The sequence below is a fragment of the Caballeronia udeis genome (assembly GCF_044909315.1).
In the GTDB taxonomy this organism is placed as follows: domain Bacteria; phylum Pseudomonadota; class Gammaproteobacteria; order Burkholderiales; family Burkholderiaceae; genus Caballeronia; species Caballeronia udeis_A.
Map to the genome: position 1 here is coordinate 1 of NZ_JBIYEB010000057.1, position 21,917 is coordinate 21,917.

20 protein-coding genes and 1 pseudogene are annotated in these 21,917 nt (G+C 61.1%); 12 read left to right on the top strand and 9 right to left on the bottom strand.

The window, feature by feature from the left end:
* Both ABH944_RS43020 and prpB read right to left on the bottom strand, forming a co-directional pair.
* Positions 1-137, bottom strand: a pseudogene (locus ABH944_RS43020) (2-methylcitrate synthase); the annotation flags it as partial.
* 30 nt (positions 138-167) lie between these two features.
* Positions 168-1,061, bottom strand: a complete 894-nt coding sequence (gene prpB, locus ABH944_RS43025) for a methylisocitrate lyase (RefSeq protein ID WP_404615274.1) — start codon at positions 1,059-1,061, stop codon at positions 168-170.
* A 170-nt stretch (positions 1,062-1,231) separates the two neighbouring features.
* On the opposite strand from prpB, the gene prpR reads away from it, so the two are divergent.
* Complete coding sequence (prpR, locus tag ABH944_RS43030) at positions 1,232-3,124, top strand: propionate catabolism operon regulatory protein PrpR (protein WP_404615276.1); 1,893 nt, start codon at positions 1,232-1,234, stop codon at positions 3,122-3,124.
* 11 nt (positions 3,125-3,135) lie between these two features.
* On the opposite strand, the gene ABH944_RS43035 is transcribed toward prpR, so the two are convergent.
* From ABH944_RS43035 to pcaH, 3 genes are all read right to left on the bottom strand, one after another.
* A complete protein-coding gene (locus tag ABH944_RS43035) occupies positions 3,136-3,441 on the bottom strand; it encodes a DUF2288 domain-containing protein (protein ID WP_062092472.1) in 306 nt (101 codons plus the stop codon).
* 79 nt (positions 3,442-3,520) lie between these two features.
* Positions 3,521-4,111: a protocatechuate 3,4-dioxygenase subunit alpha gene (gene pcaG, locus ABH944_RS43040; RefSeq protein ID WP_404615278.1), complete on the bottom strand. Its 591-nt coding sequence runs from the start codon at positions 4,109-4,111 to the stop codon at positions 3,521-3,523.
* A gap of 2 nt (positions 4,112-4,113) precedes the next feature.
* Entirely contained in the window at positions 4,114-4,824 is a 711-nt protein-coding gene (pcaH, locus tag ABH944_RS43045; RefSeq protein WP_404615280.1) for a protocatechuate 3,4-dioxygenase subunit beta, read from the bottom strand.
* A 98-nt stretch (positions 4,825-4,922) separates the two neighbouring features.
* On the opposite strand from pcaH, the gene pcaQ reads away from it, so the two are divergent.
* Positions 4,923-5,978: a pca operon transcription factor PcaQ gene (gene pcaQ, locus ABH944_RS43050; protein WP_404615282.1), complete on the top strand. Its 1,056-nt coding sequence runs from the start codon at positions 4,923-4,925 to the stop codon at positions 5,976-5,978.
* 302 nt (positions 5,979-6,280) lie between these two features.
* Entirely contained in the window at positions 6,281-6,649 is a 369-nt protein-coding gene (locus ABH944_RS43055) for a response regulator (protein ID WP_063978020.1), read from the top strand.
* Positions 6,650-6,702: 53 nt separating this feature from the next.
* Here ABH944_RS43055 and ABH944_RS43060 read toward each other — a convergent pair whose 3' ends face one another.
* Positions 6,703-7,416 (bottom strand): lysophospholipid acyltransferase family protein, encoded by a 714-nt coding sequence (locus tag ABH944_RS43060; protein ID WP_404615284.1) that lies wholly within the window; start codon positions 7,414-7,416, stop codon positions 6,703-6,705.
* 216 nt (positions 7,417-7,632) lie between these two features.
* On the opposite strand from ABH944_RS43060, the gene ABH944_RS43065 reads away from it, so the two are divergent.
* The gene (locus ABH944_RS43065) at positions 7,633-8,856 is read left to right on the top strand and encodes an alpha/beta fold hydrolase (protein WP_404615286.1); all 1,224 of its coding nucleotides are present in this window, start codon (positions 7,633-7,635) and stop codon (positions 8,854-8,856) included.
* Here ABH944_RS43065 and ABH944_RS43070 read toward each other — a convergent pair.
* On the bottom strand, positions 8,848-10,095 hold the full coding sequence (locus tag ABH944_RS43070) for an EAL domain-containing protein (RefSeq protein ID WP_404615288.1): 1,248 nt from the start codon (positions 10,093-10,095) through the stop codon (positions 8,848-8,850). The two genes, ABH944_RS43065 and ABH944_RS43070, sit on opposite strands and share 9 nt — an antisense overlap.
* A gap of 481 nt (positions 10,096-10,576) precedes the next feature.
* Here ABH944_RS43070 and ABH944_RS43075 point away from each other — a divergent pair, with 481 nt between their 5' ends.
* The 3 genes from ABH944_RS43075 (at position 10,577) to ABH944_RS43085 (ending at position 15,581) form a co-directional block, all read left to right on the top strand.
* Positions 10,577-10,999 carry a hypothetical protein gene (locus ABH944_RS43075; protein ID WP_062092465.1) on the top strand — a complete coding sequence of 141 codons (423 nt, stop codon included), beginning with the start codon at positions 10,577-10,579 and terminating at the stop codon, positions 10,997-10,999.
* Between the two features lie 705 nt (positions 11,000-11,704).
* The gene (locus ABH944_RS43080) at positions 11,705-12,499 is read left to right on the top strand and encodes an N-acyl amino acid synthase FeeM domain-containing protein (protein WP_404615290.1); all 795 of its coding nucleotides are present in this window, start codon (positions 11,705-11,707) and stop codon (positions 12,497-12,499) included.
* Positions 12,500-12,611: 112 nt separating this feature from the next.
* Positions 12,612-15,581 carry an EAL domain-containing protein gene (locus ABH944_RS43085; RefSeq protein WP_404615292.1) on the top strand — a complete coding sequence of 990 codons (2,970 nt, stop codon included), beginning with the start codon at positions 12,612-12,614 and terminating at the stop codon, positions 15,579-15,581.
* Positions 15,582-16,119: 538 nt separating this feature from the next.
* Here the strand turns inward: ABH944_RS43085 and ABH944_RS43090 are convergent.
* A complete protein-coding gene (locus ABH944_RS43090; RefSeq protein ID WP_062092476.1) occupies positions 16,120-16,329 on the bottom strand; it encodes a hypothetical protein in 210 nt (69 codons plus the stop codon).
* A gap of 424 nt (positions 16,330-16,753) precedes the next feature.
* On the opposite strand from ABH944_RS43090, the gene ABH944_RS43095 reads away from it, so the two are divergent.
* From ABH944_RS43095 to ABH944_RS43110, 4 genes are all read left to right on the top strand, one after another.
* Positions 16,754-17,668 (top strand): sugar ABC transporter substrate-binding protein, encoded by a 915-nt coding sequence (locus tag ABH944_RS43095; protein WP_404615317.1) that lies wholly within the window; start codon positions 16,754-16,756, stop codon positions 17,666-17,668.
* A gap of 107 nt (positions 17,669-17,775) precedes the next feature.
* Complete coding sequence (locus tag ABH944_RS43100; RefSeq protein WP_404615294.1) at positions 17,776-18,762, top strand: ABC transporter permease; 987 nt, start codon at positions 17,776-17,778, stop codon at positions 18,760-18,762.
* 12 nt (positions 18,763-18,774) lie between these two features.
* Complete coding sequence (locus ABH944_RS43105; protein ID WP_062092460.1) at positions 18,775-19,557, top strand: ATP-binding cassette domain-containing protein; 783 nt, start codon at positions 18,775-18,777, stop codon at positions 19,555-19,557.
* Between the two features lie 18 nt (positions 19,558-19,575).
* On the top strand, positions 19,576-20,766 hold the full coding sequence (locus ABH944_RS43110) for an ROK family transcriptional regulator (RefSeq protein WP_404615296.1): 1,191 nt from the start codon (positions 19,576-19,578) through the stop codon (positions 20,764-20,766).
* A 120-nt stretch (positions 20,767-20,886) separates the two neighbouring features.
* Here the strand turns inward: ABH944_RS43110 and ABH944_RS43115 are convergent, their stop codons facing one another.
* Positions 20,887-21,141 carry a GlsB/YeaQ/YmgE family stress response membrane protein gene (locus tag ABH944_RS43115; protein WP_062092458.1) on the bottom strand — a complete coding sequence of 85 codons (255 nt, stop codon included), beginning with the start codon at positions 21,139-21,141 and terminating at the stop codon, positions 20,887-20,889.
* 270 nt (positions 21,142-21,411) lie between these two features.
* Here ABH944_RS43115 and ABH944_RS43120 point away from each other — a divergent pair, with 270 nt between their 5' ends.
* The gene (locus tag ABH944_RS43120) at positions 21,412-21,909 is read left to right on the top strand and encodes a hypothetical protein (RefSeq protein ID WP_404615299.1); all 498 of its coding nucleotides are present in this window, start codon (positions 21,412-21,414) and stop codon (positions 21,907-21,909) included.
* Positions 21,910-21,917: the final 8 nt, after the last annotated feature.

Consider the following 21,917-nt stretch of genomic DNA (forward strand, 5'->3'; position numbering starts at 1 on the left):
CGATAGTGCAAGTCATTGCCCGTTTTGCCGACGGTGCACAGCGCGGTATTGCCTGCCGTCACGCCTGACAGCGCGACGGATTTCTTCGGCTTGAAACCGCCGGTGGCGGGTGCTTCTTTCTCTAGCGTATCGCTCATTTGATTCTGTCTCCTGATAGGGTTGACGCGTTACTTCGTCTGATTGAACAGGGCGTCGAGCTTGTCTTCGAACTCGTGATAACCAATGCTCGCGTACAGTTCCTCGCGCGTTTGCATGGTGTCGAGCACGTTGCTTTGCGTGCCGTCGGTGCGGATCGCGCGGTACACGTTCTCCGCGGCCTTGTTCATCGCGCGGAACGCGGAGAGCGGATACAGGACGATCGATACATCCACGCTGCGCAGTTCCTCAACCGTGAAAAGCGGCGTTGATCCGAACTCCGTAATGTTCGCGAGGACCGGCACCTTCACGGCATCGACGAATTGCTTGTACATTTTCAGGTCCGTCATGGCTTCCGGGAAAATCATGTCGGCGCCTGCTTCCACGCAAGCGCGCGCCCGTTCAATCGCCGCTTCCAGGCCTTCCACCGCCAGCGCGTCGGTACGGGCCATCACGACAAAATTCTCGTCGGTACGCGCATCGACCGCGGCCTTCACGCGATCGGCCATTTCCTGCTGCGAGACGATTGCCTTGCCCGGCCGATGGCCGCAGCGCTTGGCGCCCACCTGATCTTCGATATGCATCGCACCCGCACCCGCCTTGATCAGCGACTTCACCGTGCGTGCGATGTTGAAGGCGCTCGGACCGAAGCCCGTGTCGACATCGACCATCAGCGGCAGGTCGCAGACATCGGTGATGCGGCGAACGTCGGTCAGGACGTCGTCGAGGGTCGAAATGCCGAGGTCCGGCAGGCCCAGCGAGCCCGCGGACACGCCGCCGCCCGACAGGTAGATCGCCTTGAAGCCCGCATGTTTGGCGAGCAGCGCGTGATTCGCATTGATCGTGCCGACAAGCTGAAGGGGCTTCTCAGCCGCGACCGCCGCGCGAAATTTCGCGCCGGCACTCAGTGTTGCAGTTGAACTCATAGATATGTCTCCGTTGACCCGCTGACATGGCGCAAGTTGCCTGCCAGATTCCAAGGTTTTGATTTCTAAGAGATTAGACCTTCCCCAGAGCACCCGGAGGTTTCAAAAATGAAATCATGGATTGCAAAAATGGCGTTAAACTTTGCAATCCCTCGTTTCGGCCATCAGTCATGAATCCCCCTCCACGTATCTGGGCAGTCGGTATCAGCAAGTTGCGCGACCTGTATCGCGACATCGCGGCGGACTACGACGGCATTGCCGATCTGCGTATCGTCCCGCTGGGGTACGAGGACGCGGTGAAGGAGATCGAGCATGCGGGCGACGCACGTCCGGACGTGGTGGTATCGGCGGGATCGAACGGCAGTTACCTGAAGGCGCGGATCAGCGTGCCGGTCGTGCTGGTGAATCCCACTGGCTTCGACGTGATGCATGCGCTGGCGCGGGCGCGCCGTGAGAGCGACTCGGTCGGGCTCGTGATGCACGGCGAGACCCCGTCCGAGCTCAAGCGGTTTTTCCGGGCATTTGGTGCGGCGGTCGAATGTGCTTCCTATCTGTCGGCGGAAGACGCGGAGGCGTGCGTGCTCGATCTGCGCGACCGGGGTGTGCTGGCTATCGTTGGCCCCGGGCTCGTGACGGAGCTGGCCGAGAAGGCCGGCATGAAGTCGGTGTTTTTATACTCGCGCGCGTCTGTTCAGGGCGCCTTCGAAAACGCCCTCGAAGTGGCACGCGCCACGCTGGGGGAAACGCAGCGGCGTCGGCGGCTGGATCAGGTGCTGCAGCATTTGCGCGACGGTGTCGTCGCGCTGACCGCCGATGGCCGGATAGAAGCGTTGAGCGGCAAGATGGCTGACATGCTGCGGCTCGCGCCATCGCAGGCGGTGGGCAAGCGGCTGCACGATCTCGCGCCGGAGGTAGCCAGCGCAGTGCCGAAGGAGCCGGGTGAAGCGCTCGAGACGGTACGCGGGGCGAGCTACGTGGTGCATCGGAGTGCGTGGGGAGACGCGTCGACATCGGCAGCGTCCGGTTCCATCATCACCTTCCAGGAGTCGGTGGCCTTGCAACGCATGGACCGTTCCGTGCGCGCCCGGCAACGTGCGCCGCAGCTGGTCGCGCGGTATCGGATCGAGGATCTGAGCGGGACGAGCGAAGCGATAGATCAAGTGCGACAGCGCGCGCGGCGATACGCGCGCTCGGACGCCACCGTGCTCATACGGGGCGAAAGCGGCACCGGCAAGGAGCTGGTTGCGCAGGGCATCCATACCGGGAGCGCGCGGCGCGAGTTCGCGTTCGTCGCGCTCAATTGCGGCGCATTTCCGGAGACGCTGCTGGAAAGCGAATTGTTCGGTTACGAGGAAGGTGCGTTCACCGGCGCGCGGCGGGGAGGGAAGGCGGGACTGATTGAATCGGCGCATCGCGGCACGCTTTTTCTCGATGAAATCGGCGAGATGCCTATGCCTTTGCAGAGCCGTTTATTGCGTGTGCTCCAGGAGCGTGAAGTCGTGCGTCTAGGGTCCACGGAACCGCTGCAAGTCGATGTGCGTGTGGTGGCGGCGACGCATCGCGGGCTGAGTGAGCGCGTGCAGGCGGCGCAGTTTCGGGCGGACCTTTATTATCGGCTGAACATCCTGAATCTTGCTTTGCCGCCGCTGCGCGAGCGGTCATCGGATATTGCCGGGCTGGCTGCGCAGTTGCTATGGCAGACGGGGCGGGCCGGCTCGGTGGAAGCGGCGCGTGGCGTGCTTGAGCCGGTGTTGCCGTTGCTGGCCGCGTACCGATGGCCCGGGAACGTACGCGAGCTGCAGAACGTGATTGAACGGATTGCGGTGGAACTGAACGAGATGCCGGGGATGCGAGTAACGCCCGGGCTGTTGAGGTCGATCGCCCCGGAGCTTGAAGAAGACGATGCCGCCTCGGGCCAGGAAACGCTGAAGCAGCGCAGCCGCAAGGTGGAGGCCGACGAGATTCGCGCGATGCTGGATTCGTTCGATGGTAACCGCGAGAAGGTCGCGCTGGCGCTTGGCATCAGCAAGACGACGCTGTGGCGGAAGTTATCGGGGAGGTGAGAGCGAACCGCTCAGCCACGCTCCTGGACACACACCCACGGCGACACCACCACGGCCCAGAGTTCGGGATTGCGCGCAGCAAGATCCTCGGCCGTTGCGGGCTCCACGCGCTCAAGCAACCCGGCCGACAACCACGCGGTGACCTGCTTCGTATCGTCATTGGCGACGGCTTCGGCGACACTCACCAGATCGATATCGCGTGCCACTTTCAGCAACACGCCGCGCGCGAAAAACCGCTGCAGTTCAGACCATTCGATCTGCGCGGTTTCGGCGAAAAGTTTGAGATACAACGGACTGGCGGACTGAGCGTCTTTCATAGGGGAATCACAGGCAGGTTCGAGCGTCCGACATCATAAACCATCGCGCCGGACGCTCTGCCCGACTCCCTTCGACCGCTCAGAGATCGAAGAAAACCGTTTCCTTCGGTCCTTGCAAATGAATGTCGAATCGATAGATCGTATTCGAGGTACCCGCTTCACGCCTGGCGATCAACGTGCCGCGCCGCTCCGCCGGAACCAGCGCAAGGACGCTGTCGCGTGCATTGGCTTCGGTTTCGTCATCGAAATAGATGCGCGTATAGGCGTGCAGCAACATGCCGCGCATCAACACGATCACATCAATATGCGGCGCCGAATCATCTGCCGTGCCGCCCGGCTTGACCGTGTCAACAACGAAGCGCAACTCGGGATCGGTCCCCGTGCCCACCCGGGCGAAGCCGCGAAAACCCGATTCGCGCGTCTCCGCCAGCGTGCTCACATAGCGGCCGGTGGAATCGGCCTGAGCCATTTCGATCACGGCGTCGCCAACCACTTTCTCTTCGCCGTCGAACACCTGCCCCACGATGCTGATGTGCTGTCCCGCCGATTCCCGGTCCGCGATCGACGGCGTGAACAAGCTCTTCAGGTCGAAGCTGTATTGCTCGGGACACAGGCCATAAGCAAAGTACGGTCCGACCGTTTGCGACGGCGTTTGTTTGTAGATGGTCATGTTCAAGCCTCCGTCGGGGTCTGGTTCGCGCCGCGCAGCACGATGTCGAACTCATAACCGAGCGCATAACCTTCTTCGGTCGTATCGATGGAAAAGCGCGAGATCATCCGGTTGCGCGCATGTTCAGGCGTGCCCTGGAAGATCGGGTCGAGGTCGAGCAGCGGGTCGCCGGGGAAATACATCTGTGTGACAAGACGCGAGCCGAAGTAGTCGCCGAACAGCGAGAAGTGAATGTGATTGGGACGCCACGCGTTCGAATGATTGCCCCACGGATACGCCCCCGGCTTGATCGTGAGGAACCGGTACCGCCCTTCGTTGTCAGTCAGGCAACGGCCCGCACCGAGGAAATTCGGGTCGAGCGGCGCCGCGTGCTGGTCGGCTTTATGGACATAACGCCCGGCCGCGTTCGCCTGCCAGATCTCGACCAGCGTATTGCGCACCGGCCGGCCGCTTTCGTCGAGCACGCGGCCCGTCACGATAATGCGTTCGCCCAGCGGCTCGCCATTCTTCGCGGCGTTGCGCGTGAGGTCATGATCGAGCTTGCCGAGATCGTCGGCGCCATACACCGGCACGCGGCGGTCCTTCAGGTTCTCTTTCAGCGGGATCAACGGACGCGACGGGCTGCGCAGCACCGACGACTTGTAGCCCGGGTGGCAATAGGGCGGGTGGGAATCCCAGTCGCGCGGCGTCAGGATGAGGGAGGGGGTAGTCACTTTTCTGTCTCCGACTTTTAAAATGTGAATCAACACTTTATCGAAGCGATGAAGTTATGGAAAATGACGTTTTATGCATTCAGACATAACTGATCGTCATGGCTAAAAAATCTGTCCCGTCCGACCCGGCTGTGGCGCCGGGCAAGCTGAATGAGCCGGGTGCCAAGCTCGCCAAGCCCGCCAGGTCTGCCAAACCGGTCACGCCGCTTGCTAACCTGACCAGCGGCCGGATCAAGTTCCGGCACCTGCAGTGTTTCCTGGCGGTGACGCAGTTCGGCAGCGTCCAGCGCGCCGCAGACAGCCTCTCGATCACCCAACCGGCGGTATCGAAGACCATTGGCGAGCTGGAATCCATCCTGGACGTCCGGCTGTTCGAACGGGGCCGCCGGGGCGCTGCGCCGACGCGCGAGGGCAGACTGTTCGCGCCGCACGCTGCAGCCTGCGTGGGGGCTTTGCGTGAAGGGGTGGATGAGCTGTCCCGGCATGGTGTCGAGATGCCCGGCACGGTCGCGCTAGGTGTCCTGCCGACGGTTGCGCCCGCGTTGCTGCCGCCCACGCTTGCCGCGTTTCGGGCGCACTGGCCGGATGTGTCGGTGCGGGTATGGACCGGCTCGAATTCGCAGTTGCTCGAACGGCTGAAATCCGCCGATACCGACCTGGTCGTCGGCCGTCTTTCCGAACCCGAGGGCATGCTGGGGATGACCTTCGAGCAGTTGTACCGCGAGCCGTTGACGGTCGTCGTGCGCCACGATCATCCGCTCGTGCATGAAAGCAATATCACGGCCTCGGTGCTTGCCCGCTTTCCAGTGGTCGTGCCGCCGTTCGGGACGCTGATCCGCCAGTCCGCCGAAAGCGTGTTGACGGCGTTCGGTGCGCAGGCGCTGAGTTCGCTGATCGAAACCTTGTCGGTGTCGCTTGGGCGCGCTCTTGCATTGCACAACGACGCGGTATGGTTCGTGCCGTCCAGCGTGGTGGAACATGACATCGCGTTGAAGCTGCTGGCCCGCTTGCCGATGCCCTTCGCCGGCGCCGATGAACCCATTGGCCTGATACTGCGCCATGACCGCGTCCGCTCGCCTGCGCTGGACAGTCTGATCGATGCAATCCGTGAGGCGGGAAGGCAGCGTGAAGCGGTTCGTATCGGTATGAAATAGCTTGTGGAGAGCCTTGCTACAGGCACTTGTTACCACAAATGCGGGATCGGCAAAACCCCATTAGCATACGTGCGATAAAAGCTATATAAGTGGGCGAAGCCCGCTCGAGGCAGCAGTTCATGCGCGCCGGGAAAGTCGCGCAAAGCACGCTAAACGCGGACCTCACGAGCAGCGCGCGAGGGTTGCAAACGACCATTCTGTAAGCAAGGGCAACAGAATTCGCGTGCAACCAAAGTTCGCTTTGCGCTGTCTGACTCCGCAACTCTTCCATCACCGGGACGCCCATCAAAGCCGCCAGCAAGATGAAAACCGTATTGCTCGTCGACGACGACCCCGCCACCCTCGAAGTCTGGACCCTGTGCATGCAGTCTGCGGACTGCAAGGTGCTGTCCGCGTTCGACGGCAACGGCGCGCTGGCATTACTGGGCGAGCACAGCGTGGATATCGTGGTGTCGGACTGGATGATGCCGGGGCTCGGCGGCGCGCTCTTGTGCCAGACGATGAAGACCAACTCGGCCTTCGCACATATCCCTTTCCTGATGATCTCGGGGCACCCGCACCCGCCGGCTTTCGTTCACTACGACGGCTATTTACAGAAGCCCGTCGAGATGGAGGCGCTGTTGTCGGCGGTGGACCGGCTGTGCGCCGCGAAGCGCCGCCGCCCGTTCTGACCCAACGCACCGCCGCTGTTTAGCACGCATTCCGTTCGGGCTCGCGCTCGGGCTCAAGCGATCCGCGCCAGTTCCTTTTCCATCCGCTCCTGCGCCAGCCGGTTCAACTCTTGCGGCACCACACAATCTGCCGGCAACGGCGGCAGCACGATCACGCGGATATGCCCGGGCTGATCGGGCCAGCCTTTTGCCGGCCAGTATTTACCGGCGTTATGCACGACCGGCACCGCGGGCACCTGCGTGGAACACGCAAGCCTTACGCCGCCCGAAGCCAGCTTGAGCGGGGCATCGTGCGCCACCCGCGTGCCTTCGGGAAAGATCACCACGACATCGCCCAGTGCGAGTTTTTCCGCGCATTCGCGCGTGACGGCCTGATGCGCCTGACGCGGCGAACCGCGATCCAGGCTTACCATGTCCAGTCCTTTTAGCACCCAGCCGAAGAACGGGATGCGCTTGAGGTCGCTCTTGAATACGAAGCTGATGCGGCGCGGAAACAGCGCCATGAACGCGAGCGTTTCCCATGTCGACTCATGCCGGCACAGCATGATGAACGGTTCATTGGGCAGGTTCTCCAGCCCTTCGACCGAACACGATACGCCGGTGATCACGCGCATCATTTTGACCATCCCGCGGCACCATTGTTTGGCGAGCCAATAACGGCCGCGGCGGCCGGCGAACGGAAACAAAGGCAGAATCAGGATTGACCACACCGTACCGCTGCCGAGCAGGTAGGTCGCGAATAGCCACTTGACGAAGGTTCGATGCATTAAGAAATGGACGGTGGTAAAAATGGTGCGAAAGGAGTGCGGCGGGTTGCAAAGCGTCCTGGGGTACGGTGACCGGCCCGACGCTTGAGCCCGGCGAGCGAAACCCGAAGGATAGCGTGTGCGGCGGCGCATGTCCCGGATTCAGCCCGGAGGCGCCTCTTACGAATCGCCCGATGACAATCAGAGAGGCACCGGTCTCTCTTTAACGGAGTTGCAATGACGGACGAAGCAAACAGCGCAGTGAAGAGCGGGTTGACGAATGAGGGTTCCGGTCAGCCGGCCGCCGAGCGGGCGCCTGCATTCGAGGACGGCATGCTGGATGTCGGCGATGGCCATGCCATGTATTGGCGTGCGCAAGGGCCCAGGGATGCCCCCGTGATGCTGATAGTCCATGGCGGTCCCGGCGGCGCGATGAACCTCAAGTGGGGGGAGGTACTCGATGCATCGAAGTGGAGGATGGTGTTCTTCGATCAGCGCGGTTGCGGCAAATCAACGCCGTTCGGGAAGCTGGAGCACAACGGCACGAACGATCTTGTCGGCGACATGGAGAAGCTGCGGGTCGCGCTCGGAATCGAGAAATGGGCGCTGTTCGGCGGTTCGTGGGGCACGACACTCGCGCTCAGCTACGGCGTCACGCATCCCGAGCGCTGCCTCGGTTTTTTGCTGCGCGGGATTTTCCTCGCGCGCAAGGAGGATATCGACTGGTTCCTGTGGGATGTGCAACGCGTGTTTCCGGACGCGCACCGGGCGTTCCTGGATGCTATCGAGACCGCGAGCGGACAGCGTCCGCGCAATGCCGCCGAGATCCTGGCGTTCACGGGCGCGCCGCTCGCCCGTTTCGACGACGCCGGCATCAAGCTCGCCCGTGCGTGGTCGGGTTTCGAGGCGACGTTATCGGTAGTGAATAAACCCGCGCCGGCGAAGGTGGCCGACCCCGCGCGTAAGGACGAATCGAAAGGCGACGAATCGAAAGGTGCGGAATCGAAAGCCGAGGTCCCGGTCGCGGCTGCTCAATCCGATGCCGCGAAAACCACCGCCGCGCTACCCGAAGCGTCCCAGGCTGACGCAACTCAAGCCGGGCAGGCGAGCCCCGAAGCCACGCGCGAAGCCAACGCCGCGGCCATCTCGATGTCGCTGCTGGAGCATCACTACATGGCCCACGAGTTGCCGCCGGAGCCGTTGTTGCCGCGTATCGGCAGGATTGCGCATCTGCCGTGCGTGCTCGTACACGGCCGCTTCGACATGGTGTGCCCGGCAGATCAGGTGCAAGCCCTCGCCGACGTGTGGCCGGGCGCGCAGCTATCCATCGTCGATGCGGCGGGCCACTGGACCTTCGAACCCGGTAACGTGACTGCGTTGAAAGCGGGCGGCGAATATCTGGCGCAAGCGCTGGTGCCCACACCCACGCCAACTCCCACACCCGCGCCAACGCTAGGCTGAAGGCGGCAGCAACCCGGCTGCGGTTGCTGCGAGGCGCTCCCAGTTGAGATCCGCGCCGAGCACCAGCGATTCGCCGCGATAATTGATGAAGATGGACAGCGTCACGCAGAGTCCGGTGCCGGTCGCCGATAAATACGGCGTGCTGACTATCAGCCGCTGCGGTTGGGCGAGGGCATCGACGAAATACGGCCGGTTGTCCCAGCGGGCGATCGATGATTTGCTCAGCGGCGCGAGGCGCGCAGCGACGGGCGCGGCACCGGCGCCTTGTATGGCCGGGATCGATTCGCGGCCGCCCTGATCGAGGAAAAAGCAGCTCAAGGTGCACGGCAGCGCCAGCAGATCCTCGCAGGCGTGCTCCGGCAAAACGCCGGCCCACATCCGCTCGGCGGCTTCTGCAAAGCGCGTCCGGTACGGCATCAGCAGCAAGTCCATCGCGAGCTCGCGGGTCTTGCGCGTGTGGGCGAGGGTATCGAAGACAGTTTCTATTTGCTGCGTTGCCGCTTCCTCGGGCGAGTGTCCGGGACCGGGCTTACCAAACAGGAAACCCTGCGCGAAGTCCACGCCCGAGCGCGCCGCCAGCAGCAAATCCTCCTCCGTCTCGATCCCTTCAGCCACCACCAGCATGCCTGCCTCGTGCAGCAGGCTTACCAGCTTCGGCATCACCGACTCGCGCAAGTCCGGCTGATGCGCATGAATGAGGCTGCGATCCAGTTTCACGATGTCCGGCCGCAAGGTCAGCAATCGATCCAGATTCGAATGCCCGGCACCGAAGTCGTCGACCGCCACCAGGAAGCCTTGCGACCGGAACGCCTGGGTGGCATGGGCGAACGCGCAGCCGTCGCTGCCGCCCGATTCGAGCAACTCGATCACGATTTCTTCCGGCCGCACGCCCGATTCACGCGCAAGGTCGGCGAGTTGGCGCGCATACCCCGGATCGATGAAGCTTGGCGGAGTCACGTTCAGGAACAGCCAGGTCTGGCTGGGCAGCCATTGAGCGGCGTTGTGCAGGTGGGTCGCATGACTCAGGCGGTCGAGCCCGCCGGTCGAGTGCTCCACGATGGCTTTCGCGAACAGTTCGAACGGCCCCAGCAGAGCGCCCCCGGGTGCAATGCCGCGCAACAAGGCTTCGTAACCGACCTGACGCTGGTGGGGCAAGCTGTAGATCGGCTGGAAATGCGAGCAGAGCAGGATGCCGTCGAACGCGGCCTGCGGGGGAGGTTTCCCAAGTGCGCGCCGCATCAGGAAGCTGCTACCTGGAGGGCCACGTTGCCGGTCAGTGCCGCCACGGCGGCTCGCGCAACACGTCCCGCGACTAATACCGAAAAGGCGCGCAGGATGAGCGGCATGAGCGGCGCCGGCGACGATTTCCGCTTCGCCGTGCGACGGCAGTGAATTTGCCCGGTCGGATCGGCCGCAAGAACCCGAGCCAAGAACAATTCGAACATTTTGTTGTTTGCGCGTGTGAGTAGGACGGGCTCGGCGACGCATGAGGCCGGAGGACATCTTATCGGATCAAATTGCGGCCGGCTTGAGCGTGGCGCCATCATGCCACGCGCCGGCCGGACGCTGGCAGCTTTGATGGGCGGGCGTTTGCGGGACGCTAAAAGTCCTGGGGAAGGCCTGCCGGACGGTAAATTTGGGACAGGAATGGTACGATCGCGCCTTGCAAGCCGGCGGGCGATGCTCGTCGAATAGTGAATCAAGTTACGGAGGCGAACCGATGGCCCAACAGAAAACCAATCCCAAGCTGGAGCAGGCGCTGACGCGTGGCGACCTCGCGATTCGCCAGGCCAATTCCGCCCGTGCAACAGCCGTGCTGCGCGCGCTTGGCAAGATGATTGTGGAGGCGTCGGCAACCATTGGCGTGGAAGCGTTCGTGGTGATTCACGACGGCGACAAGATCTACGATCCGGCCGACGGCATGTGGCCGCAACAACTGCTGGTGTCGCTCGATGGCCCGGTGGAAGACGCGGACCCTGACGAACTGCGCACCGTGACCTTGATGGCCGACACCCCGGCAACCGTGTTCCGGTGTGAGTGGCAGCGCGCGGACGGCAAGATCGGCCGTCAGGAAGGGCGCCCGCTCGCCATGGTGGCGTTCATCACCGATGTGGACATTCCCTGGCTCGACGACGAAGACTGAGACAGCGGGCCGCGGCCTTTTCCCTCGATCCGCACATCCGGCGGATGCGCCTCGCATCCGCTGTTCCAATCTTCTTCATTCGGCAACCCTCTCCGCTCAATCACCCCCAAGTCATCCCGCCCAGGGTGGAATTCTGTTCCGATTCCTTACGCGGTATCACCATAAACGCGCGAATCGGATCTGGTTTTCATAAGCAAATTCCATATTGCCATAAAGGCCTTTTTACACGGGTCTGCATTCGTCGGTTTAATACCCCCCACCTCTCTATAAACGTGTTTTCCTTGTGACGACCCGGCCGCTGCGCACGCGCGCTAATCGACCCGCGCTATAAAGTTGCCGATAGAAAATCCGTTATATATATGCATGAGCACACTAGCGGTGCAGCACCTGCGACAGCGCATCGGAAACGTGAATTTGGAAGTTTGTTACCATAAATAATCGCGAAAGAAATCGGCATTCCCGCATTGGACGCTCGCGTCCTCGCGAGAAATTTTTCATGATACGAAATGCGTAAGGACGATTCGGGTCGGCGGACACGAAAAGCACTGAAAATACAGAATTTTTTGAAGTTTCTATAAAGATTTATTTGGTAGCACGCACCCCATCAATTGGCTTTGGGCGAGACTAAATCTGTCGTGTGTTTCGTTTGCTTGAAGTCAAACGTTCCACGGCATCCTCCTTCTCGCCAAAAATGGGGTAGCACAAATGGAACAGCTCAATCACGCGGATCAAAGCAGTGCTTTTCGTAGTGAACTTATTGAACACGGTGAACGTACCCGGAAGCTTGAGATTGCGGCGGTACAAGCGCTCAAGAAACCCGAGTCCATGCCGTTCACAGTTCGTATCGTGTCGGCAGATCACGATCTTCACAAAGCGGTAAGGATCCGGCGGGTGGCCTATGGCCGCCATTTGCCGGCTTTTGCGGAGAAAATGACAGTCGAAGCGTGTGATCGCGATCCGGGTACGGCGATTTTGCTTGCTGAATCGAAACTCGATGGCGAGCCGCTCGGCACCATGCGTATTCAAACCAACGAATATGCGCCGCTCGACGTGCAGGGATCGGTCGAATTGCCGGGCTGGTTAAAAACGGGCCGTCTCGCGGAGGCCACCCGGCTGGGTGTGGCCGGGGGGACGATTGGACGTGTGGTGAAAATGATGCTATTCAAATCCTTGTTCTTATATTGCGAGCAGCATCAGATCGACTGGATGGTAATCACCGCGCGCTCACCGCTCGATCGCGAATATGAAGCCATGTTGTTCGAAGATGTCTTCGGCGATCGGCAATTCATTCCGATGTCGCATGTCGGCAATTTGCCGCATCGGGTTCTGGCCGGCGAAGTGGGCGTTGCGCGCCGGCGCTGGGAGGAGGCGAAGCATCCTTTATTCCAGTTCGTGTTTCAAACGCATCATCCTGATATCGATTTGCGGACGGCAGATTTATCTTTCGAGCGAGAAACGGTAGGATGCCCGGAAGCTCCGCAGGTTGCTTATGGCAGGTAACAAACAATAGCCCGGTCGTACGCTGGCGCGGGATAGCACAAGGCGATGGCGGTTCGAGAGGCTGCCATCGTCCGCGCGGCGTGGGCTCATGCAACCAGGGGAAACACCAGGTATGGCGTCGGTTGCTTTATTTTCGCGATCAAAGTACGCGCGTGCCGGTTCATTCATGGATCGGCTGCTGTACGCCTTCTCCGTTTTCGTTGTTCCGGCGCTGATCGCGGCGGGTACGGTTGCAACCCTCCTGTGGGCACCGCACCAGTTCGAATCGAACGGCGCCGTTCCGCTGGCGCTGCGCGTCGTTAAAGACACCGGCGGCACGCTCGATCCCGCCGGCGCCCTGAAGGCGCTTGAGCACCAGGCCAAGGTTGGCCGTTTCAGCACGCAGCTGGCAGAAACGCCCATCTGGTTTTCGTTCGACGTTCCCAATATGAGTCAAGAGCAGTCCTCGTACGTGGAACTGCCGTCGCGTCACGCGCAGACTCTTTCCTGCTGGATAGCCTCGACGCTGCAGCCGCTCGGCACAGCGAGCCGTCAGGGCGCCACCAATGAAATTCGCGCCGTCAAGGCCGGTTTCTCCATCGATCTCGGTAATCTCGCGGATTCCGTTCAAGTCGTGTGCCGGGGCACATTCTCCGGTCCTGCACAGATCAGCGCGCTCGCTTGGGACGCCCAAGGTCTGCGCACTTCCGCGCTCGATTTTCAGGAAAGCTCGGGCATGATCGGAGGCGGCCTGCTGACGCTCGCCGTCTTCGTGTTCGTCACTGCGCTGATCAACCGCGAGTGGACGTATGTGATTTTCGCTGCGTGGCTGGTCGGCAATCTGCGGCTGTGCGCGAACGCGATGGGCTGGGACATGCAGTGGACCGGCCGCTCGATCCCGCCGGAGTATCTGCAGCCGCTGCGTCAATTCACCTTCGCTGCTTACTATCTGCTGACCGGTGCGCTTTTCAGCCAGTTATTCCGTCGTGAACTGAAAGTGGTGGGGTACCGCTGGCTGCTTGGAGTTGGACAATACATCGGCATCGCCCTGCTGGTGTGCTCCGTTGCGCTGCCCTATTCACGCTTCATCCCGGCGCTCTGGCTGCTGGGCGGGATCGGCATCGCCGTGTTGATCTTTTTGCTCGCCCGGATCGTCTGGCTCGCCCGCTCGCGCACCGTGCTCTGGTACGTCGGGTCGCTCGCGATCGTATTGTTCGCCACGTTCTCCGATGTGCTGGGCGCCGCGTTCAGCATCAAGTCGCTTTCGGGGGGCGTGAGCACCGTGATGGCGGCGTTGTCGTCAAGCATGATGGCCGCCTTCGCGATCGCCGAGCAGATGCGCGCCGAACGCGAGCACCGGCGGCAGGCGCAAACGGAACTGCGCAATACCTATGACGTGACGCCTATCGGTCTCTTCACGCTCGACAGCGCGGGTCACTTCGTGCGTGCGAATCCCGCGTTGCGATCCATGCTCTCGCTGCAGAAGACCGAATACAAGGTGCGGCACTGGAACGACTACTTCGAATCGGGCGCGTGGGGCGCGTTGCAGGCGCTGGCAACGAAGGGAAGTGAGGGCGAACTGGAAATGGGCGGCGCGGCTTCGCACGGCAACGGCGAGCGCCGTTTCCTGCTGAAAGCGACTCGCTCGAACGGCTGGATCGAAGGGTCGCTGCAGGACGTGACGGAGCGCTCGAAGGCCGTTGAGCGATTGCGTTTCCTGGCCGAGCACGATCCGCTCACGGGGTCGCTCAACCGGCGCGGCGTGGAAAAGGCCATCGCTGCACAGAGCGAGGAAGGGGTCGCCTGGGCGCTTGCGTACGTGGATCTGGATCGCTTCAAACTCGTCAACGACCTGTTCGGCCACCGTGCCGGCGACGAGGTCCTGAAGCAGGTCGCCACGCGCACGCGGGCGTTGTTCTCGGCCGGCTTTCCGTTCGGGCGGATTGGCGGCGACGAATTCGTCTGCGTGATGAGCGACATGTCGATAGACGAAGCTATCGACTGTTGTCATCACCTGATCAGCGCGCTGAGCGACGCCCCCTATCAGGTCGGCAACCGTGCGTTCCAGGTGAAGGCCTCAGTGGGTCTGGTGGAGTGCTCGCATGGCGTACGTGTGCAGGACGCGCTCTCGCATGCTGACCGCGCGTGCCGCGAGGCCAAGAAGAGTTCGAACGCGCGGATGGTGACGTATCGCAAGGGAGCGGCCGCGTTCGAGGAGCGTGCAGAAGAACTGAGGCTGGTTGAAACGCTTGGGCGCAATCGATTGCCTCCGGGACTGTTCCTCGTCATGCAACCCATCATGTCGCTCACCGCACCCACCGAGTCGCTGAATTTCGAAGTGCTGCTGCGCATGCGTGCGCCCGATGGCGCAACCTTGCCGGCGGGCAAGGTGATCGTGGCGGCGGAGGAGTCCGGCAACATTGCGGCTATCGATAAATGGGTGATCACCACGCTGCTCGAATGGATCGAGAAACATCAGGCATCGCTAAGGAATACGCGGTTCATTTGCGTCAATCTCAGCGGCGGTTCGCTGAATGACGAACAGTTCATGGAAGACGTCTTTGCCTTGTTCGCGCGCTTCCGGCAATTCGTGCCTTATCTGTGTCTTGAGATTACCGAGAGCGTCGCATTGCATGATCTCGGCAATACGCAGCGGTTTATCGCACGGGTGCATGAAATGGGCGGCAAGATCGCACTCGACGATTTCGGCGCGGGGTATACATCGTTTAAATATCTCAAGGATCTTTCGGCGGACGCACTCAAGATCGACGGCGAGTTTATCCGGACAATGTGTGCGCATCCGGCTGATATCGCTATTGTGGAAGCTATTGTCGCGCTCGCTCGCAATCTTGGAATGCGCAGCGTGGCCGAGTGGGTCGAGGATGTGGATACGCTGCGCGCGCTGAAGGAAATTGGCGTGGATTACGTACAGGGATATCTTATTGCCAAGCCGCAGGAAGCCAGTGCCATTCTTGCCGCTTCGTCTGCGGCCAGTTTTGTTAAGGATTTAGACGTGGTCCAGTTTATCGACAGTATTGTCGTGCAGGATAAGACTCTGGCCTTTACTTTCGATGTCGCAGCCGCGAAGGCTGGTTTGCATTGAGAGGGGGATGTCGCGGGGGCTTGGTGCTTGGGGGGTTAGGTTTCAGGGTTAGCGGTCAGGGTTGATGCCGGGTTGCCAGGTTTCAGGGTTAGCGGTCTGAGTCAATGCCGGGTTGCTGCTTTCAAGGCCTTCGCACGTTATATGTTGGCTGATTTCTTTACCACTATTAATCACTGCGCGTGGCGGCGCGTCATTTCTTTGTCCAAAGCGACAAAGAAACGAAGCAAAGAAAACGCTTTAACCGCACTACCCTAAGTGTCCACAGCGTGCAGTTTCTATTCATAGGTGCCCCAAAAGCACGGTGCTCGCCAGAGCGACGGATGTGTGAAACCCTCCTTCTCGCGAATCCTGACATGAACACGCTTCGCCACCAGTGCTCTCGGGCAAGCACCAACGCCTACGGATCAGCACAGCCTCACGCGCATTTTCCCCTTCACTTCCCGCTGGATTAGCAGCGTGGTCTGCGCGGTTGTCGGTTGTCTTCCTGAGTTGCTGCTCGCCTGATCCAAAATCCCGCCCACCGGTGCGAGCGAAACCTTCAGGTCGTTTTCATCCCGTTCAGGATCTTTGTCGCCGCAATGGGAATGCGCGTGTCATCCCATTGCGCCAGCCATTGCACTTCCTTCGTCGTGAAAAATCCAGGCTGGTTGCGCAACGCAAACTGCAGCGAATCCACAATGTGGTCGCGAATGATCTGCGGCGATTCTTCGTCAGTGACAATAGCGTGAAGGGCTTCGAGTGCGCTCATGGTGCAGGTGACCAAGATGAAAGGTTGGCAAAAGTGCTGGTAAACCATAACCCGATAAAAAAACAGAAAACAATTCAATTCATCGCTTTTTTAGACCTTTTTTCATCCGTCAGTGTTTTTACGTAGACGCAACGCAACAATCACCCCCCGCACCACCCCAATTGATAATCCAAACGGTTTAATCGCTTCAATGCTGCACGGCAGCAAATAGGTTTCGCTTCATTTCCTTGACTTGTCTTCACAGCGCTGCTGTACTAAATAAAGTCAATTGATTTAGTCGACGAACGCGTTCGGTGCGCTTCCTTTCGAAGCCGCGGGCGCATAAAAACCTTTGGAGCGAGACATGAAAAATCTTCGGCGTGCTGTTGCACGTGCGTCCTTCCTCGGACTTGCAGTAACGGCGCTGGTTGGTTCCGGCGCGGCAATGGCGGCCGATCAGATCGCGATCGGCCTGATCACCAAGACCGATACCAATCCGTTCTTCGTCAAGATGAAGCAGGGCGCCGAAGCGGCCGCAGCCAAAGGCGGCGTGAAACTGATCTCTGCAGCCGGCAAATTCGACGGCGACAACGCAAGCCAGGTGACCGCGGTCGAAAACATGATCACGGCCGGCGTCAAAGCGATCCTCATCACGCCCAGCGACACGAAAGCCATTGTCCCGACGCTCAAGAAGGCCCGCGCAGCAGGCATCCTCGTGATCGCCCTCGACACGCCGACCGATCCCCAAGACGCCACCGACGCACTCTTCGCCACTGACAACTTCAAGGCCGGCGTGCTGATCGGCGAATACGCCAAAGCCTCCTTCGCCGGCAAGCCCGCGAAGATCGCCACGCTCGACCTCGCGCCCGGGGTAACGGTCGGCGTGCTGCGTCATAACGGCTTCCTGCAGGGCTTCGGGGTCAAGGAAGGCGACCCGTCGGTCGTGTGCAGCCAGGACACGCGCGGCGACCAGTCGAAAGGCCAGACTGCAATGGAAAACTGCCTGCAGAAGGTACCTGACATCAACCTCGTCTATACGATCAACGAACCGGCTGCGGCCGGCGCGTATCGCGCGCTCAAGGCAGCCGGCAAGGACAAGGACGTGATGATCGTGTCCATTGACGGCGGTTGTGAAGGGGTGCGTAACGTGAAGGCCGGCAGCTTCGCCGCCACCTCGCAGCAATACCCGTTGCTGATGGCGCAAGAAGGCGTGCAGGCAGGCATTGAATACGCGAAGACAGGTAAGAAGGCGACCGGCTACCACGACACCGGCGTCACGCTCATCACCGACAAACCCGTCTCCGGCGTGGACTCCAAGGACACGAAGTTCGGTCTGGACAACTGCTGGGGCAACAAGTAAGCCGTCGCACCGCGTTTGAACCTGCCGCGTGGACCTGAGCCTTCCACTTTTCAGGCCCAATCCCCGCGCGGCGTTTTTTTCCGATGTTGCTGTCGAGGTCTCGAGTCATGACGCAATCCCCCTCTCCCGCAGCCGGTCGCGCGGCGTTTTCCGACTGGCTGCCTTCGCTTACCGATATCGGCCCGCTAGTGGCGCTCGTGATCGCATGCGCGTTTTTCATCTGGCAAAGCGACCGGTTTCTATCAATACAAAATCTTTCGCTGATCCTCCAGCAGACCATGGTCGTGGCGGTGATCGCGATCGGCCAGACATTGATCGTGCTGACCGGCGGCATTGATCTGTCATGCGGCATGGTCATGGCCTTCGGTTCGATCGTGATGACGAAATTCGCCGTCACCATGGGCGTGCCGCCCGTGCTCGCAATCATCTGCGGCGTGGCCGCCAGCACCTTGTTCGGATTACTGAACGGTGCGCTGATCACGAAGATCAAGCTGCCGGCGTTCATCGTCACGCTGGGCACGCTCAACATAGCGTTCGCGCTCACGCAGGTGTACTCGAATGCCGAGAGCATCTCGAACCTGCCCGACGCGATGATGTTCTTCGGCAACACCTTCCATCTCGGCGGCGCGGAGGTCACGTATGGCACCGTGCTGACCCTGCTGATGTACCTCGTCGTGTGGTTTGTCCTGCGCGATACCGTGCCCGGCCGCCATCTCTACGCGCTTGGCAATAACGCGGAAGCAGCACGGCTGATGGGACTTTCGTCGCAAAAGATCCTGATCACCGTCTATACGCTCGCGGGCTTTTTCTACGGCATCGCAGCGTTGTTGTCGGTGGCGCGAACCGGTGTGGGCGATCCGCAGGCGGGCCAGACCGAGAACCTGGACAGCATTACCGCCGTCGTACTCGGCGGCACCAGTCTCTTTGGCGGACGCGGCACGATTGTCGGGACCTTGCTGGGCGCGTTGATCGTCGGCGTGTTTCGAAACGGCCTGACGCTGATCGGCGTGTCGTCGGTTTATCAGATTCTGATCACCGGCATTCTGGTGATTCTTGCGGTCGCCGCAGACAAACTTGCGCGTCCCCGCGCCTGAGGAGCCAAGCTCATGAACGACACAATCAAACCCGTTCTGGAAGCGCGCGGTGTCATCAAGCGGTACGGCTCCGTCACCGCGCTGGATGGCGTCGATTTCGAACTGTTGCCCGGCGAGATCCTGGCGGTCATTGGAGACAACGGCGCCGGCAAGTCGTCGCTGATCAAGGCGTTGTCCGGTGCGCTCGTACCCGATGAAGGCGAGATCCTGCTGGATGGAAAACCCGTGCATTTTCGCAGTCCGCTCGATGCGCGCTCGCAAGGGATTGAAACCGTCTACCAGGACCTGGCGGTCGCCCCTGCCATGAGCATCGCAGAGAACCTGTTTCTCGGTCGCGAGTTGCGGCGTCCGGGCATTCTCGGCTCCCTGTTCATGATGATCGACAAGCGGCGCATGTTGCAGGAAGCCATCGCGCATATGGAAGGGTTGCAGATCGGCATCCGCTCGATGAAGCAGGCCGTCGAAACACTCTCCGGCGGCCAGCGGCAGGGCGTGGCGGTGGCGCGCAGCGCAGCGTTCGCGCGACATGTAGTGATCCTCGACGAACCAACGGCCGCGCTCGGCGTGAAGGAATCGAACATGGTGCTGGAGCTCATCCGGCGCGTGCGCGATCGCGGTTTGCCCGTGATCCTCATCAGCCACAACATGCCGCATGTGTTCGAGATCGCCGACCGTATTCATATCCAGCGGCTCGGGCGGCGCGCGGCGCTCGTCAATACGAAAGACATCCATATGTCGGAAGCTGTGGCCATCATGACCGGTGCGAAGCAGGCCGATGTGCAGGCCATCGCCTGATCCCCTATGACGCCTTCAATGTCGTCAAGCACGGCAACGCCGAAGCCGGCCGGCATGCGGCAGATGAACGAGCGCATCGTGCTGCAGGCGGTGCGGGTCCACGGACCGCTACCGAAGTCCGAGATCGCGCGCCTGACGCACCTGAGCACGCAGACCACGTCGCTGATCGTGGATCGTCTGATAGACGACGGTTTGCTCGCGCGGGAAGCCAGGACGCGGGTGCAGGGTCGCATGGGGCAGCCGTCGGTACCCATTTCGCTGCGCGCGGACGGGGCGTTTTCCATCGGCGTGAAAGTGGGGCGCAGGAGTCTCGACGTGCTGACCATGGATTTTGCGGGCCAGGTGCATGCGCGTGATGTGATCGAGTATGCGTATCCCGATCCGCGGACGGTGTTCGCTTTGCTCAGCGGAAAGATCGACCTGATGATGGCGGCGCTGGGAAAAAACGCTGCGAAGGTAGTCGGTATCGGCGTGGCGGCGCCGTTGTGGCTGGGCGGCTGGCGCAATTTCTTCGATACCCCGCCGGATGTTTTCGCCGCATGGAACGAGATCGATATCAGCGCGCGAGTCCAGGCACTGACCACGTTGCCGGTGGAGTTCGCGAAGGACACGACCGCCGCCTGCGCCGCTGAATTGCTGATGGGGCAAGGGCGCGGATTGGGCGATTTTCTCTACGTGTTTATCGGCACGTTCATCGGTGGCGGCCTGGTCATCGATGGACGGCTGCACGCCGGGCCCAAGGGGAATGCCGGTGCCATCGGGTCGTTCCCGCTGATGAGCGAAGGCACGCCGCAGTTGCTTAACGTGGCGTCAATTTACGTGCTGGAAAAGCGCTTCACCGATGCCGGTTTTCCAGCCGCCGCCGCTCACGACCAACGGGCGCTGTCGGTGGAGTTGTGGCCCCTCTGCGAGGCTTGGCTCGACGCCGCATGTCCCGCGCTTGCCACGGCCATTGCAACGGCGGCGGCGCTTGTCGACGTCGATGCGATCGTGATCGATGGGGAACTGGATCGCCAGTTATTGCGGGAGGTGTTGACCCGGACCAATACCGCGCTCGATGCCTTCGACTGGCAGGGGATGGTGCGCCCGAAATTGGTGGAAGGCGAGATCGGCGCCGATGCCCGGGCGATGGGCGGCGCAATCCTTCCGCTGTACGCGCACTTCGCGCCCCGGCATGTGTTGTTCCTGAAGTCGGGGTTGAATGCGTGATTGGCGCCTGACCTCCGGCGAACAAAATAAAAAGGGCTGTTCCAACGAAACCTGGAACAGCCCTTTTGCCTGATCCGGGCGCTCAGACTCAAATCGGGTCTCACATGTATCAGGCCCGGCTCAGGTCCGGCGGCGCGCGACCAGTCCCCAAACGAACAGCAGGACAATGGCGCCGACCACCGAGGCAATCCACCCCGCAGCCTGCCCTTCGTGATACCAGCCAAGTGCCCGGCCGACATAACCTGCCACCAGCGAGCCGGCGATGCCAAGCAGTATCGTCATGATCCAGCCCATGCTGTCGTCGCCGGGCTTGATCATTCGCGCAATCAGGCCAATGATGCCGCCGACAATGATGGTACCGATAAGTGAAAGCATTGATTCCTCCGTGGTGTTGGCGAAATGCCGTTGGCGAAACGCCCGGATAACCGGATATCCGGGCGCACGCCGGCGCACCTATGCGTGCAACACACCTGCAACAAAAACGGCAGGCGGCGTGCAAAGTGCCCGTCGAGTAGACCGATCGGCCAGCGTGTGGGCATTTTCGACGATGCCGCTGCTTCTTGCAGGTTAAAATTCGTCGCTTATGCACGGTGCAACACGCTCGTGCTCCCTCGGTGTTTCATGCAACTCGAGCTTCTTATTTCCATGACCGATTCAGCCCCCGATCCCCATGCCGACGAAGACACCACGCTCTACGAAGACCGCCTCTGGCGTGACGACGGCTGGACCGCGCGGGTGATCAAGAACGAGGATGACGACGGCTGGGCGGTCGAGATGATCAAGGACGGCGAAGCCGAACCGGCGCTCACCGGCCCCTGGACCATGGGACGTGACAAGAAGAACCCCAAGCCGCTCGATCCGAACGCGTTTCGCACGCTGGTCAAGACTGCGTCCGAAGTATTGCGCCGGCATGAGCAGCAGCGCCATGCAATGCTTCACAAGGATTTTACGGTTCGCGCGAACGGCGAAGATGTGACGGTGTCGCTTGATATTGTCCCTGATGAGGACGATCCCTACGCAGACCTGAAGGCGCTCGACTCGTTCGGCGGGCTGCTTGCCCACGTGCGGGTGTCCGCGGGATTCAAGCTCAGCAAGAGCAGCGCGCAGGCCTGGGTGGACAGCGACTTTCGCAAGCCCGACTGATCAGGGCA

Coding starts and splice junctions, on each gene's coding strand:
- ABH944_RS43090 (WP_062092476.1), bottom strand. CDS start 16,329: ATGAGCGCACTCGAAGCCCTTCACGCTATTGTCACTGACGAAGAATCG.
- pcaG (WP_404615278.1), bottom strand. CDS start 4,111: ATGACCATCTACAAACAAACGCCGTCGCAAACGGTCGGACCGTACTTT.
- ABH944_RS43100 (WP_404615294.1), top strand. CDS start 17,776: ATGACGCAATCCCCCTCTCCCGCAGCCGGTCGCGCGGCGTTTTCCGAC.
- ABH944_RS43080 (WP_404615290.1), top strand. CDS start 11,705: ATGGAACAGCTCAATCACGCGGATCAAAGCAGTGCTTTTCGTAGTGAA.
- ABH944_RS43075 (WP_062092465.1), top strand. CDS start 10,577: ATGGCCCAACAGAAAACCAATCCCAAGCTGGAGCAGGCGCTGACGCGT.
- pcaQ (WP_404615282.1), top strand. CDS start 4,923: ATGGCTAAAAAATCTGTCCCGTCCGACCCGGCTGTGGCGCCGGGCAAG.
- ABH944_RS43055 (WP_063978020.1), top strand. CDS start 6,281: ATGAAAACCGTATTGCTCGTCGACGACGACCCCGCCACCCTCGAAGTC.
- ABH944_RS43105 (WP_062092460.1), top strand. CDS start 18,775: ATGAACGACACAATCAAACCCGTTCTGGAAGCGCGCGGTGTCATCAAG.
- ABH944_RS43070 (WP_404615288.1), bottom strand. CDS start 10,095: ATGCGGCGCGCACTTGGGAAACCTCCCCCGCAGGCCGCGTTCGACGGC.
- ABH944_RS43060 (WP_404615284.1), bottom strand. CDS start 7,416: ATGCATCGAACCTTCGTCAAGTGGCTATTCGCGACCTACCTGCTCGGC.
- prpR (WP_404615276.1), top strand. CDS start 1,232: ATGAATCCCCCTCCACGTATCTGGGCAGTCGGTATCAGCAAGTTGCGC.
- ABH944_RS43115 (WP_062092458.1), bottom strand. CDS start 21,141: ATGCTTTCACTTATCGGTACCATCATTGTCGGCGGCATCATTGGCCTG.
- ABH944_RS43065 (WP_404615286.1), top strand. CDS start 7,633: ATGACGGACGAAGCAAACAGCGCAGTGAAGAGCGGGTTGACGAATGAG.
- ABH944_RS43035 (WP_062092472.1), bottom strand. CDS start 3,441: ATGAAAGACGCTCAGTCCGCCAGTCCGTTGTATCTCAAACTTTTCGCC.
- ABH944_RS43110 (WP_404615296.1), top strand. CDS start 19,576: ATGTCGTCAAGCACGGCAACGCCGAAGCCGGCCGGCATGCGGCAGATG.
- ABH944_RS43085 (WP_404615292.1), top strand. CDS start 12,612: ATGGCGTCGGTTGCTTTATTTTCGCGATCAAAGTACGCGCGTGCCGGT.
- ABH944_RS43120 (WP_404615299.1), top strand. CDS start 21,412: ATGACCGATTCAGCCCCCGATCCCCATGCCGACGAAGACACCACGCTC.
- ABH944_RS43095 (WP_404615317.1), top strand. CDS start 16,754: ATGGCGGCCGATCAGATCGCGATCGGCCTGATCACCAAGACCGATACC.
- prpB (WP_404615274.1), bottom strand. CDS start 1,061: ATGAGTTCAACTGCAACACTGAGTGCCGGCGCGAAATTTCGCGCGGCG.